Here is an 18,173-nt window from a genome sequence, read left to right as displayed (position 1 = left end):
TAAAGTATAAAGTATAAAGTATCAAGAACCAAGTTACAAGTTTCTAACTACTAACTACTAACTACTAACTACTATTCCCTATTGCTTAACTTCTAAAAATAACAAAACCCGTTTAAACTTTTATTTTTAAGCGTTTAAACGGGTTGGGTAATATGATTTATTGTGCAGATGCAGCAATCAAGTTTAGGGCACTTCCTGCTTTAAACCAAGCAATTTGACCTTCGTTATAAGTATGATTTACTTTGATGAGGTCTTTTGAGCCATCTTTATGTACTATTTCCAGAGTTAGAGGCTTGTTGGGTGCGAACTCTGTTAAGTCTAAGAAGTTGAAAGTATCATCTTCCTGAATTAAATCGTAGTCGCTTTCTTTGGAAAAAGTAAGAGCAAGCATTCCTTGTTTTTTGAGATTGGTTTCGTGGATTCGAGCAAAAGATTTTACCAAAACAGCACGTACTCCCAAATGACGTGGTTGCATTGCGGCGTGTTCTCTTGATGAACCTTCTCCGTAATTTTGATCGCCTACAACTATAGAGGCTACTTGGGCTGCTTTATAAGCGCGTTGTACCTCTGGAACGGGAGCATACTGACCAGTGAGTTGGTTTTTTACCGAATTGGTTTTTCCGTTGAAGGCATTTACCGCTCCGATAAGGGTGTTGTTGGCAATATTGTCCAAATGTCCGCGGAAACGAAGCCAAGGTCCTGCCATTGAAATGTGGTCGGTGGTACATTTGCCTTGTGCCTTAATGAGTAGTTTGGCTCCAGTGATATTCTTGCCGTCCCAAGCAGGGAAAGGAGCGAGTAGCTGCAAACGTTCAGAGTCAGGGTTTACTATAACTTTCACTTGGCTGCCGTCTTCAGCTGGTGCTATGTATCCAGCATCTTCTACGGCAAATCCTTTTGGAGGGAGTTCAAAACCAGTAGGCTCATCAAGTGATACTTCTTCACCATTTTCATTTACCAGTTTGTCGGTAATGGGGTTGAAATCTAATCTTCCAGCAATGGCAAGAGCCGTAACGATTTCGGGCGACCCTACGAAGGCTAAAGTATTAGGATTACCATCGGCACGTTTAGCAAAATTACGATTGAAAGAATGTACGATGGTGTTTCGTTCCTGTTTTTCAGCACCTTCTCTGTCCCACATCCCGATGCAAGGTCCGCAGGCATTAGCAAAAACGGTAGCTCCGATTTTATCAAAAGTATCGATGAACCCGTCACGTTCGATGGTATATCGTACTTGTTCAGAACCTGGTGTGATGGTAAATTTGGCTTTTGTTTTTAGTTTTTTGTCGGCAACTTGTTTAGCTAATGAAGCGGCTCTGGAAATATCTTCATAGGAAGAGTTTGTACACGAACCGATTAAGCCTACTTCTACTTTCAAAGGCCAATCGTTTTTGGCGGCTTCTTCCTTCATTTTCGAAATGGGCGTGGCTAAATCTGGCGTGAAAGGTCCGTTAAGGTGAGGTTCTAGTTGAGAAAGATTGATTTCGATAACTTGGTCGAAATATTTTTCAGGTTGTGCATATACTTCAGGGTCGGCAGTTAGGTGATGTTTGATTTTATTAGCAGCCTCAGCTACATCGGCGCGTCCTGTTGAAATTAGGTAACGTTCCATAGAGGCATCATATCCAAATGTAGAAGTAGTTGCTCCTACTTCTGCTCCCATATTACAAATGGTTCCTTTTCCAGTGCAAGACATCGCTTCAGCTCCTTCACCAAAGTATTCAATAATAGCCCCTGTACCTCCTTTTACGGTTAAAATTCCGGCGACCTTTAAGATAACATCTTTTGGTGCAGTCCAACCATTTAATTTTCCAGTGAGTTTTATTCCGATGAGCTTCGGGAATTTCAGTTCCCAAGGCATACCTGCCATAACATCAACAGCGTCGGCACCGCCCACCCCGATGGCTATCATTCCTAAACCTCCAGCATTTACCGTGTGCGAGTCGGTACCAATCATCATTCCGCCAGGAAAAGCATAGTTTTCAAGGACTACCTGATGGATAATTCCTGCGCCAGGTTTCCAAAAACCAATACCGTACTTATTAGAAACGGATTCTAAAAAGTTAAACACTTCGCAACTGGTTTCATTGGCGCGTTTCAAATCGGTAGAGGCATCTACTTTTGCCTGTATCAAGTGGTCGCAATGTACGGTAGTTGGTACAGCAACTTTTGCTTTTCCAGCGTGCATAAATTGCAATAGTGCCATTTGTGCCGTAGCATCTTGACAGGCGATTCTGTCGGGGGCAAAATCTACATAGTCTTTGCTACGTTCAAACACTCGGGTTGGGTTTCCGTCCCAAAGATGAGCGTAAAGGATTTTTTCGGTCAGTGTTAGCGGACGTTGGGTCAGTTCACGTGCTTTATCAATACGCTCACCCATACGCTCATACACTTTCTTGATCATTTCAATATCAAAAGCCATAATGTGTTATTATTTTTAGTTTTAAGAAAGACAAAGGTATATATCTTTTTCGTAAAATAAAAACTTTTCAATATATTGTACTTGTGGGTCGTTTATTTTTTATTAAAACGATTTTGTAGGTGTTTTTTTTGTGTGTTTTGAATGGAAATGGGTGCGTTTTTGTCAAATTGTAAAAGCGATTTTTAAAGTTTTACTCATTTTGTAAGATGATTTTTAATTACTTTTGTATGCATTTAATTTGGAGTAGAATATGGATAAATCTTCTTTGCGCAAACAGTACAAATCTTTAAGGGCAGGGCTTTCTCCTCAAGAACAAAATACAAAAAGTATAGCCATTGCCCAACGAATTTTGCAGTTACCTATTTGGCATTTGGAGGTGTTTCATATCTTTTTGCCTATCAAACATTTTGGGGAAGTAGATACCCAATATGTGATTCATATTTTACAGGATAAAAATAAAAAAATAGTACTACCCAAAACTGATTTTAGTACTCGAAAGCTTACACATATTTTGCTTACACCAAAAACTATTTTTTTTCAAAATCAATGGGGAATTACAGAGCCTCAAACAGGATTAGAAATTGCTCCTGAAGCTATTGAGGTAGTTTTTGTTCCCTTACTTACTTATGATACAAAGGGAAACCGAGTGGGTTATGGGAAAGGATTCTACGATGATTTTTTGAGTCAATGCTCTCCAAAAACGTTAAAAATAGGACTTTCTTTTTTTGCTCCCGTCCAAAATATAGAAGACGTTTCCAATGACGATATTCCACTTGATTATTGTGTAACTCCCGAGCAGATTTATCAGTTTTGATATATAGAAATTATTAAAAATTGTAGTTTTTTTTAGTGTGAAACATCGTAAATTATTAGGGTTAAAAGTTGTAATACTATAAAATTATGACTTGGCCAAGTGGGTCATATTATCTTGTAAAAAACAATCTTGAACAGATTAGGTGGATTTTAGAGATAATTTGTCTTTTCCTAAAATGACTACCCATAAAAGGCTTGGCATTTTATAAAAAAATCATACTTTTGCTCCTAATATCATAGAATGAAATTTGAAGGTTGATAAATAATAAATGGCTTTTTTGCTATTTTACTAAAAATAAAGAATATATAATGAAGAATTCTCGTAAAAAAAGTGAAGCTTTAAACTATCACGAGTTTCCTAAACCAGGGAAAATAGCGGTGGTTCCCACTAAAAAATATGCTACGCAGCATGATTTGTCTTTGGCATACTCCCCTGGGGTTGCCGAGCCTTGCCTTGCTATTGCCGAAGATAAAAGCAAAGTTTATAACTATACTTCCAAAAGCAATTTGGTAGCGGTAATTTCCAACGGAACAGCAGTTTTGGGTTTGGGTGATATTGGCCCAGAGGCTTCAAAACCTGTAATGGAGGGCAAAGGTTTGCTTTTTAAGATATTTGCTGATATAGATGTGTTTGACATTGAGGTAGATGCTACTGATGTGGATAAGTTTGTTGAAACGGTCAAAGCTATTGCGCCTACCTTTGGAGGGATCAATTTGGAGGACATTAAAGCTCCTGAAGCTTTTGAAATAGAACGTCGTTTGAAAGAAGAGTTGGATATTCCTGTAATGCACGATGACCAACACGGAACAGCAATCATTTCGGCAGCAGCCCTTAAAAATGCCCTTGAAATTGTAGGGAAGGATATCAGTAAGGTACAAATTGTGGTGAGTGGAGCAGGAGCAGCGGCTGTTTCGTGCTCAAAATTATACATTGCGTTAGGAGCCAAACCTGAAAACATCATTATGTGCGATAGCAAAGGGGTTATCCGTAAAGATGCTATTAATCTTACCCAGCAAAAAGCCGAATTTGCCACTGCACGAGATATTTACACCCTTGAAGAGGCAATGAAAAACGCTGATGTTTTCATTGGGCTTTCCAAAGGAAATGTAGTTTCTCCTGAAATGTTGCTTTCTATGGCTGCTGACCCTATCGTTTTTGCAATGGCGAATCCAACTCCCGAAATTGATTATAATTTGGCGGTAAAAACTCGTAAAGATATCATAATGGCAACAGGGCGTTCTGATCATCCCAATCAGGTGAACAATGTCCTTGGTTTTCCGTTTATTTTTCGAGGTGCGTTAGATGTTCGTGCTACCAAAATCAATGAAGAAATGAAACTTGCTGCCGTACACGCTTTGGCAGATTTAACCAAAAAGAGTGTACCCGAACAAGTGAATATCGTTTACGGAGAAGTAAATCTTTCTTTTGGGCGTAATTATATCATTCCTAAACCTTTTGACCCCCGTTTGATTTATGAAATACCCCCAGCAATTGCTCGAGCAGCTATGGAAAGTGGTGTGGCTCAAAAACCCATTACCGATTGGGAGGCGTATCGTGCCGAACTGATGGATAGATCAGGTAACGGAAATCGTGAAATTAGGTTGTTGCAAGATCGGGCTAAACAAAATCCTAAACGTGTGGTATTCCCTGAAGCTGACCACCTAGATGTGCTTAAAGCTGCTCAAAGAGTGTATGAAGACGGATTAGGAATTCCAGTATTACTCGGAAGACGTGACGTGGTGGAGGAACTTAAAGAGGAAATCGGTTTTACGGCTCAAGTTGAGATTATTGACCCTAAAAAAGACTCTGAAAAACAACGTTGTGATGAATTTGCTAAAATTTTTTGGAAAACCAGACAACGTAACGGAATTACGCTTTTAGGAGCGCAACGCCTAATGCGAGAGCGTAATTATTTTGGCGCAATGATGGTTAATACAGGTCAGGCTGATGCTATGGTTACAGGCTATTCTCGTTCGTATTCGTCAGTGGTACGTCCCGTTTTGGAATTGGTGGAAAAAGCGGAGGGCGTTTCTCGGATTTCGGCAACCAGCATCATTCTTACCAAACAAGGGCCTTTGTTTTTGTCGGACACCGCAGTGAATCCTAATCCAAGTACCCAAGAATTAATTGATATTACACTGATGACAGCAAAAGCAGCCAAAATTTTTGGAGTACAACCTGCTGTGGCGATGCTTTCTTACTCCAATTTTGGCTCTTCGAAAGAAGAAACCCCTAAAAAAGTACGTGAGGCAGTTCAATTTCTGCACGAAAAACATCCTGATTTAGTGGTTGATGGAGAAATACAGGCTGATTTTGCTATAAACCCTGAGAAAATAGCTAAATCCTTCCCTTTTTCAAAGCTTAATGGTAAAAATACAAATGTGTTGATTTTTCCTAATTTGGAGTCGGCGAACATTACGTATAAAATTCTCACAGAGGTTAATAAGTTGGATTCCATAGGTCCTATCTTGATGGGGCTTAGCAAACCCGTGCATATTATCCAATTAGGTGCCACTGTTGATGAGATGGTTAACTTGGCTACTATTGCTGTTGTTGATGCGCAACAACGTCAACGTAAAAAGGGAAAATAATTTTTTGAACGAAAAATATTAGGAAAGCTTTGTCTTTTAAATGATATGTCGTAAGTCAAAGAATGAAAACTGATGGGTTTAATTTAGAATCTGTATAAATTGAGTTGTAAATTTTAAGTTTTTTTTACAGTTCGATACTAAATTATATTTTTGTCCTTGATTACAGTCGGTATAAGTTCAATTTCGAATAAAGTAGATAACATATTTTAATATGAAAAAGGTGAATAACCGTAATTTTTTGTACACTAACGTGCTTAGTATTTGGTTAATGTTGGTGTTTTCTGTTTCTGTTTTTGCACAAGAAGGAGATGTTGCAAAAGGAAAAACCTTATTTAATCAGCAGTGTGCTGCGTGTCATAAGTTGGATAAACGTATGACCGGACCTGCATTAGCAGGGATTGCCGATAAAAGGGATAGGGAATGGTTGCAAAAATGGATTCGTAATAGTGCAGCTCTTATTAAATCAGGAGATGCCGATGCGATAGCCATTTTTGAGGAATACAACAAAGTTCCGATGACGGCGTTTCCGCAACTATCAGACCAAGATATTGACGATATTTTGGCATACACTTCTGCTCCGCCTCCTGCTCCCGAGCAACCTAAAGAAGCCGTTCAAGTAGTTGCTTCTGATACCAAAAGCGATGTTACTTTCCAGATTATGCTTGCTGGTTTCTTGGTGGTATTTGTAGTGCTTATTGTGCTTTTGGTGTCACTTAATCGCACCTTGAAAATGATTGCTGAGGCTAATGGAGTAAACTTGGAAGTTCTTCAAAAGACAAACAAATTACCTATTTGGAAGGCTTTTGTTCAAAATCAGTTTTTGGTGATTTCTTCCGTTATATTTTTGCTGTTGGCATCGGCTTATTTTGTTTACGGATACTTGATGCAAATTGATGTTAATCAAGGGTATGAGCCTATACAGCCCATTCACTATTCACATAAAATTCACGCTGGTGATAATCAGATTGATTGTAAATTCTGTCATTCCTCTGCTCGAGTTTCAAAAACCGCAGGTATTCCTTCACTCAACGTTTGTATGAATTGTCACGAAACCATTTCAGAATACAATGGCGAGGAGGATTTGGCTAATGGTTACACCAAAGAGTTCTATACTGGTGAAATTAAAAAACTTTACAAAGCAGTAGGTTGGGATGAAGAAAAACGTGAATATACTGGAAAAACAGAACCTGTACGCTGGGTGCGTGTGCATAATCTTCCTGATTTTGCATACTTCAATCACTCACAGCACGTAACGGTTGCGGGTGTTCAGTGTCAAGAGTGTCACGGACCTGTGGAAGAAATGGAAATTCTGCATCAACACGCGCCACTTACTATGGGTTGGTGTGTGGAGTGCCACCGAAAAACAGAAGTTAAGATGGATAACAAATATTATGAAAAAATCCACGAAGAACTATCTAAAAAATACGGCGTAGAGAAACTTACCATTGCGCAAATGGGTGGTTTAGAATGCGGTAAATGTCATTATTAATATTATTAAAAAAAGAGCTAATTTTATATAAAGCTATGGCATCAAACAAAAAATACTGGAAAAGTGTAGAGGAACTTAACTCAGAAAGTCCTATAGTAGATACACTAAAACAGAATGAGTTTGTACAAGAAATTCCGGTGGATGAATTTTTGGGAGATAAACAAACCCTCCAAAATTCCTCAACAACACGTCGTGATTTCTTAAAATATGTTGGGTTTAGTACTGCTGCAGCTACTATGGTAGCTTGTGAAGGTCCTGTACATAAGGCAGTTCCTTATGTGGTGCTTCCAGAACAAATTCGCCCAGGAGTTCCTGATTATTATGCGACGACCATTGCAAATGGTTATGATTTTGCTAGTGTTTTGGTAAAAACACGCGAAGGTCGTCCTATATTGATTGAAAATAATAGAGAGGCTAAAACCAATGGTTTTGCTAATGCTAGGGTACACGCTTCCGTTTTGGATTTGTACGATAATTTAAGGGTAAAACACCCTGTTGTTAAAGGCGGTGAGGCTACCGATTGGGATAAGTTAGATGCCGAAACCATTTATGCTTTAAACAAAGCAACCCAACAAGGTAAACAAATTGTAATTCTGACTCATACTTTGGCAAGTCCATCAACGTATGCTTTGGTGAGTTCTCTCAAAGAGAAATATCCTACCCTTACTTTAGTGGAGTACGATGCTATTTCGGAAGAAGCAACACTTAATGCTTTTGAAAAGAAATACGGAATTCGTGCAATGGCAGATTATGATTTTGCTAAAGCTGAGGTAATTGTCTCTTTTGGGGCTGATTTTATAGCCGATTGGAATGGAGGTGGTTTTGAAGAAGGTTATGCTAAGGGAAGAATCCCTACTCAAGGTAAAATGTCAAGACACATCCAGTTTGAGTCTAATATGACCCTTTCAGGGGCTAATGCTGATAAACGTGTTCCGCTAACTCCTTCACAATTAAAGGTAGCTTTGGCGAAATTTTACGGTATGCTCAAAGGTATTTCCGTAGGTGGAAGCCTCCCAGAAAAGGCAGAGGAAGCCCTCAAAAAAGCTGTAGCTCAAGTTAAAAAGGCAGGAGCGAAAGCTGTAGTAGTAACGGGTATTCAAGATGAAGACGCACAATTGTTAGCTTTGGAAATCAATGGTAGCATTGGAAGTGACGCTTTTGTGCCAACGACCCCTATTCTGGTAAGAAAAGGAAGTGTTGTTGCTTTGAATCAGTTGATTGCTGATATGAATGCTGGAAAAGTTGGGGTACTTATCATCAATAATATCAATCCTATATACACGTTACCAGTCACCAAACAGTTTGAAGAAGGTTTAAGTAAGGTTGATTTTTCAGTAGCTTTTACAATGAAAGCCGATGAAACCGCGATAAAAACCAACTACATTGCTGCAACGCCTCATTATTTAGAGTCTTGGGGCGATGTGGAAATCAAAAAGAATCATTTTGCTTTAACTCAACCTACAATTCGTCCGCTATTTGATACACGTCAGTTGCAAGATGCACTACTTAAATGGTCGGGATCAGATAAGACCTATTATGACTTTATAAAAGAATATTGGACAGCCAATGTTTTGGGTGGGTTTAAGTGGAACCAAGCGCTTCACGATGGTGCTTTTGTTACAGAGGGTACAACTCAAGTGCTTTCACAAAACGAAATTTCACTTGGAGCTTCGGTTGAAAAATTATCAAAAGCTACTTCTAGCGAATTTGAATTGGTGCTTTATCCTAAAACAGGAATTGGTGACGGGCAACAGGCTAATAACCCTTGGTTACAAGAGTTTCCTGACCCTATCAGCCGCGCTACTTGGGATAATTATCTTACTATGTCGGCTGCCGATGCTAAAGAATTAGGTATCAAAAACTGGCACGATGCTACTGGAGCTTTAGACGGAAATTATGCAGAAATCACCGTAAACGGACTTACTCTTAAAGTTCCTGTACTTATTCAACCCGGTCAAGCGAAAGGTTCTTTAGGTTTGGCTTTTGGTTACGGAAAGAAAGAAGGTGTGAAAAAAGAAATGCAAGTGGGGGTAAATGCTTATCCGTTGTATTTCGACTTCAATAATGTACAAAAAGTTTCTGTAACTAAAGTCTCAGGAACTCACGAGTTTGCTTGTGTGCAACTCCACAATACTTTAATGGGACGTGGTGATATTTTAAAAGAAACCACTTTGGCAGATTTTGTTAGCCAACCCGCTGAACAATGGAATAAGAAACCCGTAGTTTCTTTAGACCATAAAGAAGTACTTGCCACTAGCGTTTCTCTTTGGGATTCTTTTGATAGAACGGTTGGGCATCACTTCAATTTGTCTATTGATTTGAATGCGTGTACTGGATGTGGGGCTTGCGTTATTGCTTGTCACGCTGAAAATAATGTTCCTGTAGTAGGTAAAGAAGAGGTGCGCCGCTCCAGAGATATGCACTGGTTACGTATTGACCGTTATTATTCTTCAGAAGATACTTTTGTAGCCGATGTAAAAACAAAAGAAAATATTGCTGGTCTTGGGGCTGCTCTTACCACTTTTGGTCAGATGGAAGACCCTACTGAAAATCCGCAAGTGGCTTTTCAACCCGTGATGTGTCAGCATTGTAATAACGCTCCTTGTGAAACCGTTTGCCCAGTTGCAGCAACTTCACACGGACGTCAAGGGCAAAACCATATGGCGTACAATCGTTGTGTAGGAACACGTTACTGTGCCAACAACTGTCCGTATAAAGTACGTCGTTTTAACTGGTTCTTGTACAATAACAACGACGAGTTTGACTTCAATATGAATAACGATTTAGGGAAGATGGTACTCAACCCCGATGTAACGGTGCGTTCGCGTGGGGTAATGGAGAAATGTTCTTTCTGTATCCAACAAACTCAAGCCGTTATCCTTAAAGCTAAGCGTGAAGGAAGACCTGTACAAAAAGGCGAATTTAATAATGCTTGTGCTTGTTCGGCAGCTTGTGGAACTGGAGCTATGGTTTTTGGGGATATTAACGAAAAAGATAGCCCAATTGCTAAATTAGTTAATGATGAACGTGCTTATCACTTGTTGGAACACGTGGGTACACGCCCTAATGTGGTTTATCAAGTAAAAGTCAGAAACACCGAAGAAGTTTAATCAAACAAAAAACTAGAATATCAATTTTCGGGAAAGATTTCCTGATGAAAATAACAAAATAAAATTATAAATATGGCATCGCATTACGAAGCACCTATACGAAAACCCTTGGTAACGGGAGACAAATCCTACCACGATGTTACTGTGGATGTGGCTCGTCCGGTTGAAGGCAAGGCAAATAAATTGTGGTGGACAGTTTTCACCATTTCATTGGTAGCCTTCTTGTGGGGGTTGGGATGTATGATTTATACCATATCGGAAGGTATTGGTACTTGGGGACTAAACAAAACCGTAGGTTGGGCGTGGGATATCACCAACTTTGTATGGTGGGTAGGTATCGGGCACGCCGGCACACTGATTTCTGCCGTACTTTTATTGTTTCGCCAAAAATGGAGAATGGCAATTAACCGTTCGGCTGAGGCTATGACCATTTTCTCGGTAGCTCAAGCAGGGTTGTTCCCGTTGATACATATGGGACGTCCGTGGTTAGCATATTGGGTAATGCCTATTCCGAACCAGTTTGGTTCGCTTTGGGTGAATTTTAACTCGCCTTTGTTGTGGGACGTATTCGCTATTTCTACCTATCTTTCGGTTTCCTTAGTATTTTGGTGGACAGGCTTATTGCCCGATTTCGCAATGCTTCGTGACCGCGCTGTGAAACCTTTTCAGAAGAAAATTTATAGTTTGGTGAGTTTCGGTTGGAGTGGAAGAGCTAAAGATTGGCAACGTTTTGAAGAAGTTTCATTGGTTTTAGCAGGTTTGGCAACACCTTTGGTACTTTCAGTACACACTATCGTATCGTTCGACTTTGCAACTTCGGTAATTCCTGGGTGGCATACTACCATCTTTCCACCATATTTCGTTGCGGGAGCCATTTTCTCTGGATTTGCTATGGTAAACACCCTTCTAATCATTATGCGAAAAGTATGTAATTTTGAGGATTATATAACTATTCAGCATATTGAGCTAATGAATATCGTTATTATGATTACGGGTTCAATAGTAGGTTGTGCTTATATTACCGAGTTGTTTATTGCTTGGTATTCAGGGGTGGAGTATGAGCAATACGCATTTTTGAATCGTGCAACTGGTCCTTACGCTTGGGCATATTGGTTAATGATGACTTGTAACGTGTTTTCACCACAGTTTATGTGGTTTAAGAAACTACGAAGAAGTATTATGTTTTCTTTCATTATTTCCATCGTGGTAAATATCGGGATGTGGTTTGAGCGTTTTGTAATTATCGTAACTTCTTTACATAGAGATTATTTGCCATCTTCTTGGACAATGTTCTCGCCAACTTTTGTAGACATCGGTATCTACGTAGGTACTATTGGGTTTTTCTTTGTGCTTTTCTTGTTGTACTCACGTACTTTCCCAGTAATTGCACAAGCAGAGGTGAAGTCAATTTTGAAATCTTCGGGTGAAAAATATAAAAAATTAAGAGATACAAACCATGAGTCATAAAGTAATACAAGCATTGTACAATGATGATGATGTGCTGTTGGACGCTGTTAAAAAAGTAAAAGCACATAATCATCCAATAGAAGAGATTTATACGCCTTTTCCGGTTCACGGATTGGATAAAGCAATGGGTTTAGCCCCTACGCGTCTTGCAATTGCTGCTTTTATCTATGGCTGTATCGGGCTGGTAGTGGCTGCCTTGATGGTTAATTATATTATGATTGAAGACTGGCCACAAGATATTGGAGGTAAGCCAAGTTTCAGTTTTCTGGAGAATTTACCTTCGTTTGTTCCAGTGATGTTCGAATTAACGGTATTTTTTGCAGCTCACTTGATGGTTATTACCTTTTATTTACGCAGTAAGCTATGGCCTTTTAAAGTGGCTGAAAATCCCGATGTGCGTACCACCGACGACCATTTTTTGATGGAAATTCCAGTAATTGGTAATAATATTGTTGAAATAACAACGCTTTTGAAAGAAACAGGAGCTGTTGAAATAAAAATCGCAGAAAAATAGAAGATATGAAAAGTATAGTTAAAATAGCTTTATTTAGCGGTGTATCTTTGGTTTTGGCATCTTGTTTTAACAAACGTGAACCTAACTATCAGTTTATGCCCAATATGTATGAGAGTGTAGGTTATGAAACCTATCAGGAGTCTCCTGCTTTTAAGGGTGATATGCAAGCGCAGTTACCTGCCGAAGGGAGTGTACGCAGAGGGTGGTTGCCTTACGAATATCCTGATACTACTGAGGGATATGAAAAGGCAAAAAGCCAGTTGAACAATCCGTTGGCTTCCGATGTGGCTTCTCTTGAAAAAAATATCCAAGAAGGAAAAGCTTTGTATGATATTTATTGTGCTGTATGTCACGGTGCTAAAGGCAATGGGCAAGGTATTTTGGCAGAACGTGAAAAATTTGCTGGGGTGCCTAATTACAAAGACAGAGAAATTACACAAGGAAGTATCTATCACGTAATGTATTACGGACTAAACAGTATGGGATCGTACGCTTCTCAAATCAATGAAAAGGAACGTTGGCAAGTGGCGTTGTATGTTGAGCAACTCCGTAACGATTTAATGAAATAATTTCCATAAAGAAAGATATTTAAGATTATGTACACATTTTCAAATAAATTAAAATTAACGGCAATTGTTCTTATCATTGTAGGAATATTGGGGGTTGCTTACGGTTTTTTTACCGCTCCTAAAACCGTTGAAGACGTAAAAACGATGCTTGTTGATGCACATCACGCCCATAATCAAGCGGTTGATGTACATCACGATGATGCTCATTACGAGCACGTATTGCATCAGTTACAAAACAAACCTTGGGCGGCATTGTACGTGGCGGCATTGTTTTTTCTGTTTATTTCTTTGGGAGTTTTAGCTTTTTATGCTATCAACAGAGCTTCACAAGCAGGGTGGTCACCCGTATTATTCCGTGTAATGGAAGCCATAACAGCCTACTTGCTACCTGGTGCAGTAGTGGTTTTTGTTATTTTAGTGCTTTCGGGCTTACATTTTAATCATCTTTTTATATGGATGGATGAAACGGTGGTGGCTCACGATGCTCTATTACAAGGCAAACAAGGATACCTAAATGTTCCTTTCTTTTTGATTCGTGCGGCTATCTATATTTTGGGTTGGGTGGCATATCGTCATTTTTCAAGAAAATTCTCAATTGCTCAAGATACAGCCTCTGATAATCGTAATTTTGTAAAAAACTTCAAGATTTCTGCTGCGTTTTTGGTGTTTTTCTTGGTTTCCGAGTCTATGATGTCTTGGGATTGGATTATGAGTGTTGACCCGCACTGGTTTAGTACTCTTTTTGGTTGGTATGTATTTGCCAGTATGTTCGTTTCAGGTATTACCGTGATTGCTCTTATCACCATCTACTTAAAAAGTAGAGGATATTTACAATTTGTAAACAGTAGCCATATGCACGACTTGGCTAAATTTATGTTCGGGATTTCTATTTTCTGGACGTACTTGTGGTTTTCACAATTCCTTTTGATTTGGTACTCTAACATTCCTGAGGAGGTAACGTATTATGTTACGCGTATCAACGATTACAAATTGGTGTTTTTTGGTATGGCTGCGATGAATTTTATATTCCCACTTTTGGTGCTTATGAATGCCGATTTTAAACGTATCAATTGGTTGGTGGTAATGGTAGGAATTGTGATTTTGATTGGTCATTACTTTGATTTTTATGTGATGATTATGCCTGCTACTGTAGGTGATCAGTGGTCTGTGGGGGTTTCTGAAATCTTTAGTTTGCTATTATTCTTAGGATTATTTATATTTGTCGCGTTCACTGCTTTGAGTAAGGCTCCTTTGTTGGCAAAACGAAATCCTTTTATTGAAGAAAGTAAACATCATCACTATTAAAATTTGATAAAGAAATCACTAACTAAAAAACACTTTTAAATGACTGCTTTGTTAACCATAGCCATTCTGGTTGTAGTGGGTATAGCCATTTGGCAAGTAACTAAAATTTTTGAGCTTACTCAACCCCTCTCAAAAGAAGATACTGCCATTGCTAATGATAAAGACAATAAGATAAATGGCTATCTTATGTTTGCCTTTTTGGTTTTCCTCTATGGATTGATGTTATTCTCCATTTGGAACTATGGGCATTTCGTACTCCGTACCCCTGCTTCTGAACACGGAACGGATTATGATAACCTAATGTGGATTTCACTGGTTATTATTTTTATCGTTCAGTTTGTAACTCAGGCATTGCTTCATTACTTTGCCTTTAAGTATCGTGGGCAGCAAGGCAGAAAGGCCTTATTCTTCGCGGATAATGATAAGCTTGAGATGATATGGACGATTATTCCAGTAATCACTCTGGCGGGACTCATTCTTTATGGGCTGTACACTTGGAACACCATTATGAATGTTGATGAAGAAGAGGAGGCTTTGGTCGTAGAAATATACGCACAACAGTTCAGCTGGACAGCCCGATATGCTGGTACTGATAATGTTTTAGGTGATGCCAACGTACGTCTTATTGACATTGACCGAGCTAATGTTTTAGGAGTAGATGAGGCTGACCCTAACGCACAAGATGATATCATTACAAAAGAGCTTCATTTACCTGTGAATAAAAGGGTGATTTTTAAAATACGTTCTCAAGATGTGCTTCACTCGGCTTATATGCCTCATTTCAGAGCACAAATGAACTGTGTGCCAGGTATGGTTACTCAATTTTCGTTTATTCCTACAGTAACTACTTCCGAAATGCGTAACAAACCTCAAATCGTGCAACAGGTTAAAGACGTGAACCTAATTCGTGATGAAAAACGAGCTAAAGGCATTGATGCTGACCCTTGGGAGTTTGATTATGTGTTACTTTGCAATAAAATTTGCGGAAAATCACACTACAATATGCAAATGAAAATTGTAGTAGAAACCCAAGAAGAATTCGAGGCTTGGCTTAAAGAGCAAAAGACTTTTGCTCAGTCGCTTACAGCAAATTAAAAGAGTCTTTTTCACTAACTAAAACCTAATATATTTAAGTATGTCGGCAAACGCTCACACACACCATAAGGAAACGTTTTTTTCTAAATACGTTTTCAGCTACGATCATAAAATGATTTCAAAACAATATCTCATTACAGGTATTGTTATGGGGATTATTGGAATTGTTATGTCATTACTTTTCCGTATGCAGATTGCTTGGCCTGGCGAGTCTTTCAAGATTTTTGATATTCTTTTAGGGAGGTTTTCTCACGAGGGTGTTATGGATGCTGATGCTTATTTGGCATTGGTAACCATTCACGGAACGATAATGGTATTTTTCGTGCTAACAGCAGGATTGAGTGGTACTTTTAGTAACCTTTTGATTCCCCTGCAAATAGGAGCGAGAGATATGGCTTCTGGATTTATGAATATGCTGTCATATTGGTTGTTTTTCCTCTCGTCAGTGATTATGATATTATCGCTTTTTGTTGAGGCAGGACCAGCTGCAGCTGGGTGGACGATTTATCCGCCATTGAGTGCCTTGCCCGCCGCTCAACCTGGTTCTGGTTTAGGAATGACTCTTTGGCTTATTTCAATGGCTATTTTTATTGCTTCATCGCTTTTAGGTTCTTTGAATTATATCGTAACGGTAATCAATATGCGAACCAAAGGGTTGAGTATGATGCGGTTGCCTTTGACCGTTTGGGCATTATTTACCACTGCGGTTATCGGTGTGGTTTCTTTCCCTGTTTTGCTTTCGGCAGCTTTGCTTTTGATTATGGATAGAAGTTTCGGTACTTCGTTTTTCCTTTCTGATATTTTCATACAAGGGGAGGTGTTGCATTACCAAGGTGGTTCACCTGTACTTTACGAGCATTTGTTTTGGTTTTTGGGGCATCCTGAGGTGTATATCGTTCTGTTACCTTCTTTAGGAATTACTTCCGAAATCATTGCAACCAATGCACGTAAGCCTATCTTTGGGTACAGGGCTATGGTTACTTCCATTTTGGCAATTGCTTTCTTATCTACCATTGTTTGGGGGCATCATATGTTCGTTTCGGGTATGGATCCGTTTTTGGGCTCGGTCTTTACCTTTACCACACTTTTGATTGCCATTCCATCAGCGGTTAAAGCCTTTAACTATATTACCACACTTTGGAAAGGAAACCTACAGATGAATCCTGCGATGCTCTTTTCTATTGGATTGGTTTCAACCTTTATCACTGGTGGACTTACAGGGATTATCTTAGGAGATAGTACCCTTGATATTAACGTACACGATACCTATTTTGTGGTAGCTCACTTTCACTTGGTGATGGGTATTTCTGCAATTTATGGGTTACTTGCTGGTGTTTATCATTGGTTTCCGAAAATGTACGGACGTATGATGAACAAAAATTTAGGATACATTCATTTCTGGCTTACGGCTATTGCCTCTTACGGAGTTTTCTTCCCGATGCACTTTATAGGTATGGCAGGGTTGCCACGGAGATATTATGAAAATACGGCTTTTCCGATGTTTGACCAATTGCAAGATACTAACGTTTTGATTACAATGTTTGCTTTTTTGGCGGCTTTTGCTCAACTTATTTTCTTGTTTAATTTCTTCTATAGTATGTTTTATGGTAAGAAAGCTACGCAAAACCCCTGGAAATCCACTACTTTGGAATGGACTACCCCTGTGGAACATATTCACGGAAATTGGCCAGGAGAAGTTCCGCAGGTGCATCGTTGGGCTTATGATTATAGCAAAACTCGTGAAGATGGGCAGTATGTAATACCAGAACAAGATTTTGTACCACAAACTGTTCCGCTTCAAAAAGGAGAAGAACCTTCCATACATTAAGTAAATGATATGAAAAATAATATCTAGCTGTATAATGGATATGTAAAAAAGTCAGCAAAAACATCGTTTTTGCTGACTTTTTTGTCTTTGAGGGACACGTGAGTATCAAGAGCAAGATGACGTATTATACCTTTTAAAAAATAGTCATCGGAATCTAATTTTTAGTTTCTTGAACCTAAAAATTAATTATCGAAACCTAAATTTTAGTTTTTTGAATCTAAAAAATAGTCATTGGAACCTAAATTTTAGGTTTTTGAACCTCAAAAATAGTCATCGGAATCTAAATTTTAGGTTTTTGAACCTAAAAAAAGTAATCATTTTAAAAGACTAAAAATGTATGGGAATATCATCAGCTTGTATAAGTGCACCCAAATATTCCGAAACAAAACCATACGTTTTTCCGTGTTCTTTCCGAGTTATCTACTTAAAGCGATTTACCAAAAAGCTATTTTTTTGATTCATTTGTTAATTAGGTAAAACGTATTAAATTTTATAATTTTGTGTTTTAGCAAAACTAAAAACAATGCATCAAGTAACAACCATTTGGAAAGGCGATATGCTCTTTTCATCAAATAATCCTTCGGGAAAAGAAATACAAATCGATGCCGGAAAAGAAAACGGAGGAAAAGGAGAAGGATTACGCCCCAAAGCCCTAATGCTTTCTGCATTGGCAGGATGCTCGGGATTGGATATAGCTTCACTTATCCGTAAAATGAAATTGGAAGTAGAAGAATTCAAAATTGAAACTTTTGGAGAACTTACAGAAGAACACCCACAAGTATATCACACCGTACGAGTAGAATATCATTTCTCAGGAAAAAATCTCAACGAAGAAAAACTACAAAGAGCCGTAGATTTATCTGCCGAGAAATATTGTGGCGTTATGAAAATGTTCCAGCAGTTTGCCAAAGTAGAAACCAAAGCCTTTTTCCATAAAAAATAAACAAAAAGACTATCAAATCCTTAGCA

At 38.7% G+C, this 18,173-nt stretch carries 12 protein-coding genes; 11 read left to right on the top strand and 1 reads right to left on the bottom strand.

The window, feature by feature from the left end; genetic code table 11:
- Positions 1 to 157 precede the first annotated feature (157 nt).
- Positions 158 to 2,422, bottom strand: a complete 2,265-nt coding sequence (locus CGC47_RS05175; RefSeq protein WP_042000537.1) for an aconitate hydratase — start codon at positions 2,420 to 2,422, stop codon at positions 158 to 160.
- Between the two features lie 250 nt (positions 2,423 to 2,672).
- On the opposite strand from CGC47_RS05175, the gene CGC47_RS05170 reads away from it, so the two are divergent.
- From CGC47_RS05170 to CGC47_RS05120, 11 genes are all read left to right on the top strand, one after another.
- Positions 2,673 to 3,236 (top strand): 5-formyltetrahydrofolate cyclo-ligase, encoded by a 564-nt coding sequence (locus CGC47_RS05170; RefSeq protein WP_042000540.1) that lies wholly within the window; start codon positions 2,673 to 2,675, stop codon positions 3,234 to 3,236.
- Positions 3,237 to 3,544: 308 nt separating this feature from the next.
- Entirely contained in the window at positions 3,545 to 5,827 is a 2,283-nt protein-coding gene (locus CGC47_RS05165; protein WP_095900082.1) for an NADP-dependent malic enzyme, read from the top strand.
- A gap of 211 nt (positions 5,828 to 6,038) precedes the next feature.
- Complete coding sequence (locus CGC47_RS05160) at positions 6,039 to 7,316, top strand: c-type cytochrome (RefSeq protein WP_042000542.1); 1,278 nt, start codon at positions 6,039 to 6,041, stop codon at positions 7,314 to 7,316.
- 35 nt (positions 7,317 to 7,351) lie between these two features.
- A complete protein-coding gene (locus tag CGC47_RS05155) occupies positions 7,352 to 10,426 on the top strand; it encodes a TAT-variant-translocated molybdopterin oxidoreductase (RefSeq protein WP_042000544.1) in 3,075 nt (1,024 codons plus the stop codon).
- A 72-nt stretch (positions 10,427 to 10,498) separates the two neighbouring features.
- On the top strand, positions 10,499 to 11,893 hold the full coding sequence (gene nrfD / locus CGC47_RS05150; RefSeq protein ID WP_013997993.1) for an NrfD/PsrC family molybdoenzyme membrane anchor subunit: 1,395 nt from the start codon (positions 10,499 to 10,501) through the stop codon (positions 11,891 to 11,893).
- The gene (locus tag CGC47_RS05145; RefSeq protein ID WP_041987434.1) at positions 11,883 to 12,407 is read left to right on the top strand and encodes a DUF3341 domain-containing protein; all 525 of its coding nucleotides are present in this window, start codon (positions 11,883 to 11,885) and stop codon (positions 12,405 to 12,407) included. The genes nrfD and CGC47_RS05145 overlap by 11 nt, the downstream gene beginning before the upstream one ends.
- 5 nt (positions 12,408 to 12,412) lie before the next feature.
- A complete protein-coding gene (locus CGC47_RS05140; RefSeq protein ID WP_013997991.1) occupies positions 12,413 to 12,976 on the top strand; it encodes a c-type cytochrome in 564 nt (187 codons plus the stop codon).
- 27 nt (positions 12,977 to 13,003) lie between these two features.
- Positions 13,004 to 14,281 (top strand): quinol:cytochrome C oxidoreductase, encoded by a 1,278-nt coding sequence (locus CGC47_RS05135; protein ID WP_095900081.1) that lies wholly within the window; start codon positions 13,004 to 13,006, stop codon positions 14,279 to 14,281.
- A 39-nt stretch (positions 14,282 to 14,320) separates the two neighbouring features.
- Positions 14,321 to 15,376 (top strand): cytochrome c oxidase subunit II, encoded by a 1,056-nt coding sequence (locus CGC47_RS05130; RefSeq protein WP_041987441.1) that lies wholly within the window; start codon positions 14,321 to 14,323, stop codon positions 15,374 to 15,376.
- Between the two features lie 40 nt (positions 15,377 to 15,416).
- Positions 15,417 to 17,204, top strand: coding sequence for a cytochrome c oxidase subunit I (locus CGC47_RS05125; RefSeq protein ID WP_041913652.1), 1,788 nt, complete (start codon positions 15,417 to 15,419; stop codon positions 17,202 to 17,204).
- Positions 17,205 to 17,727: 523 nt separating this feature from the next.
- Positions 17,728 to 18,147, top strand: a complete 420-nt coding sequence (locus CGC47_RS05120) for an OsmC family protein (protein WP_041991311.1) — start codon at positions 17,728 to 17,730, stop codon at positions 18,145 to 18,147.
- Positions 18,148 to 18,173: the final 26 nt, after the last annotated feature.

Source organism: Capnocytophaga canimorsus, from assembly GCF_002302565.1.
In the GTDB taxonomy this organism is placed as follows: domain Bacteria; phylum Bacteroidota; class Bacteroidia; order Flavobacteriales; family Flavobacteriaceae; genus Capnocytophaga; species Capnocytophaga canimorsus.
Note: the sequence above shows the minus strand (reverse complement) of the source record. Positions and strands in the feature narration are given on the sequence as shown.

What these genes read in the sequence shown, in the direction of transcription:
- CGC47_RS05175 (WP_042000537.1), bottom strand. Translation starts at nt 2,422, where the DNA reads ATGGCTTTTGATATTGAAATGATCAAGAAAGTGTATGAGCGTATGGGT.
- CGC47_RS05170 (WP_042000540.1), top strand. Translation starts at nt 2,673, where the DNA reads ATGGATAAATCTTCTTTGCGCAAACAGTACAAATCTTTAAGGGCAGGG.
- CGC47_RS05165 (WP_095900082.1), top strand. Translation starts at nt 3,545, where the DNA reads ATGAAGAATTCTCGTAAAAAAAGTGAAGCTTTAAACTATCACGAGTTT.
- CGC47_RS05160 (WP_042000542.1), top strand. Translation starts at nt 6,039, where the DNA reads ATGAAAAAGGTGAATAACCGTAATTTTTTGTACACTAACGTGCTTAGT.
- CGC47_RS05155 (WP_042000544.1), top strand. Translation starts at nt 7,352, where the DNA reads ATGGCATCAAACAAAAAATACTGGAAAAGTGTAGAGGAACTTAACTCA.
- nrfD (WP_013997993.1), top strand. Translation starts at nt 10,499, where the DNA reads ATGGCATCGCATTACGAAGCACCTATACGAAAACCCTTGGTAACGGGA.
- CGC47_RS05145 (WP_041987434.1), top strand. Translation starts at nt 11,883, where the DNA reads ATGAGTCATAAAGTAATACAAGCATTGTACAATGATGATGATGTGCTG.
- CGC47_RS05140 (WP_013997991.1), top strand. Translation starts at nt 12,413, where the DNA reads ATGAAAAGTATAGTTAAAATAGCTTTATTTAGCGGTGTATCTTTGGTT.
- CGC47_RS05135 (WP_095900081.1), top strand. Translation starts at nt 13,004, where the DNA reads ATGTACACATTTTCAAATAAATTAAAATTAACGGCAATTGTTCTTATC.
- CGC47_RS05130 (WP_041987441.1), top strand. Translation starts at nt 14,321, where the DNA reads ATGACTGCTTTGTTAACCATAGCCATTCTGGTTGTAGTGGGTATAGCC.
- CGC47_RS05125 (WP_041913652.1), top strand. Translation starts at nt 15,417, where the DNA reads ATGTCGGCAAACGCTCACACACACCATAAGGAAACGTTTTTTTCTAAA.
- CGC47_RS05120 (WP_041991311.1), top strand. Translation starts at nt 17,728, where the DNA reads ATGCATCAAGTAACAACCATTTGGAAAGGCGATATGCTCTTTTCATCA.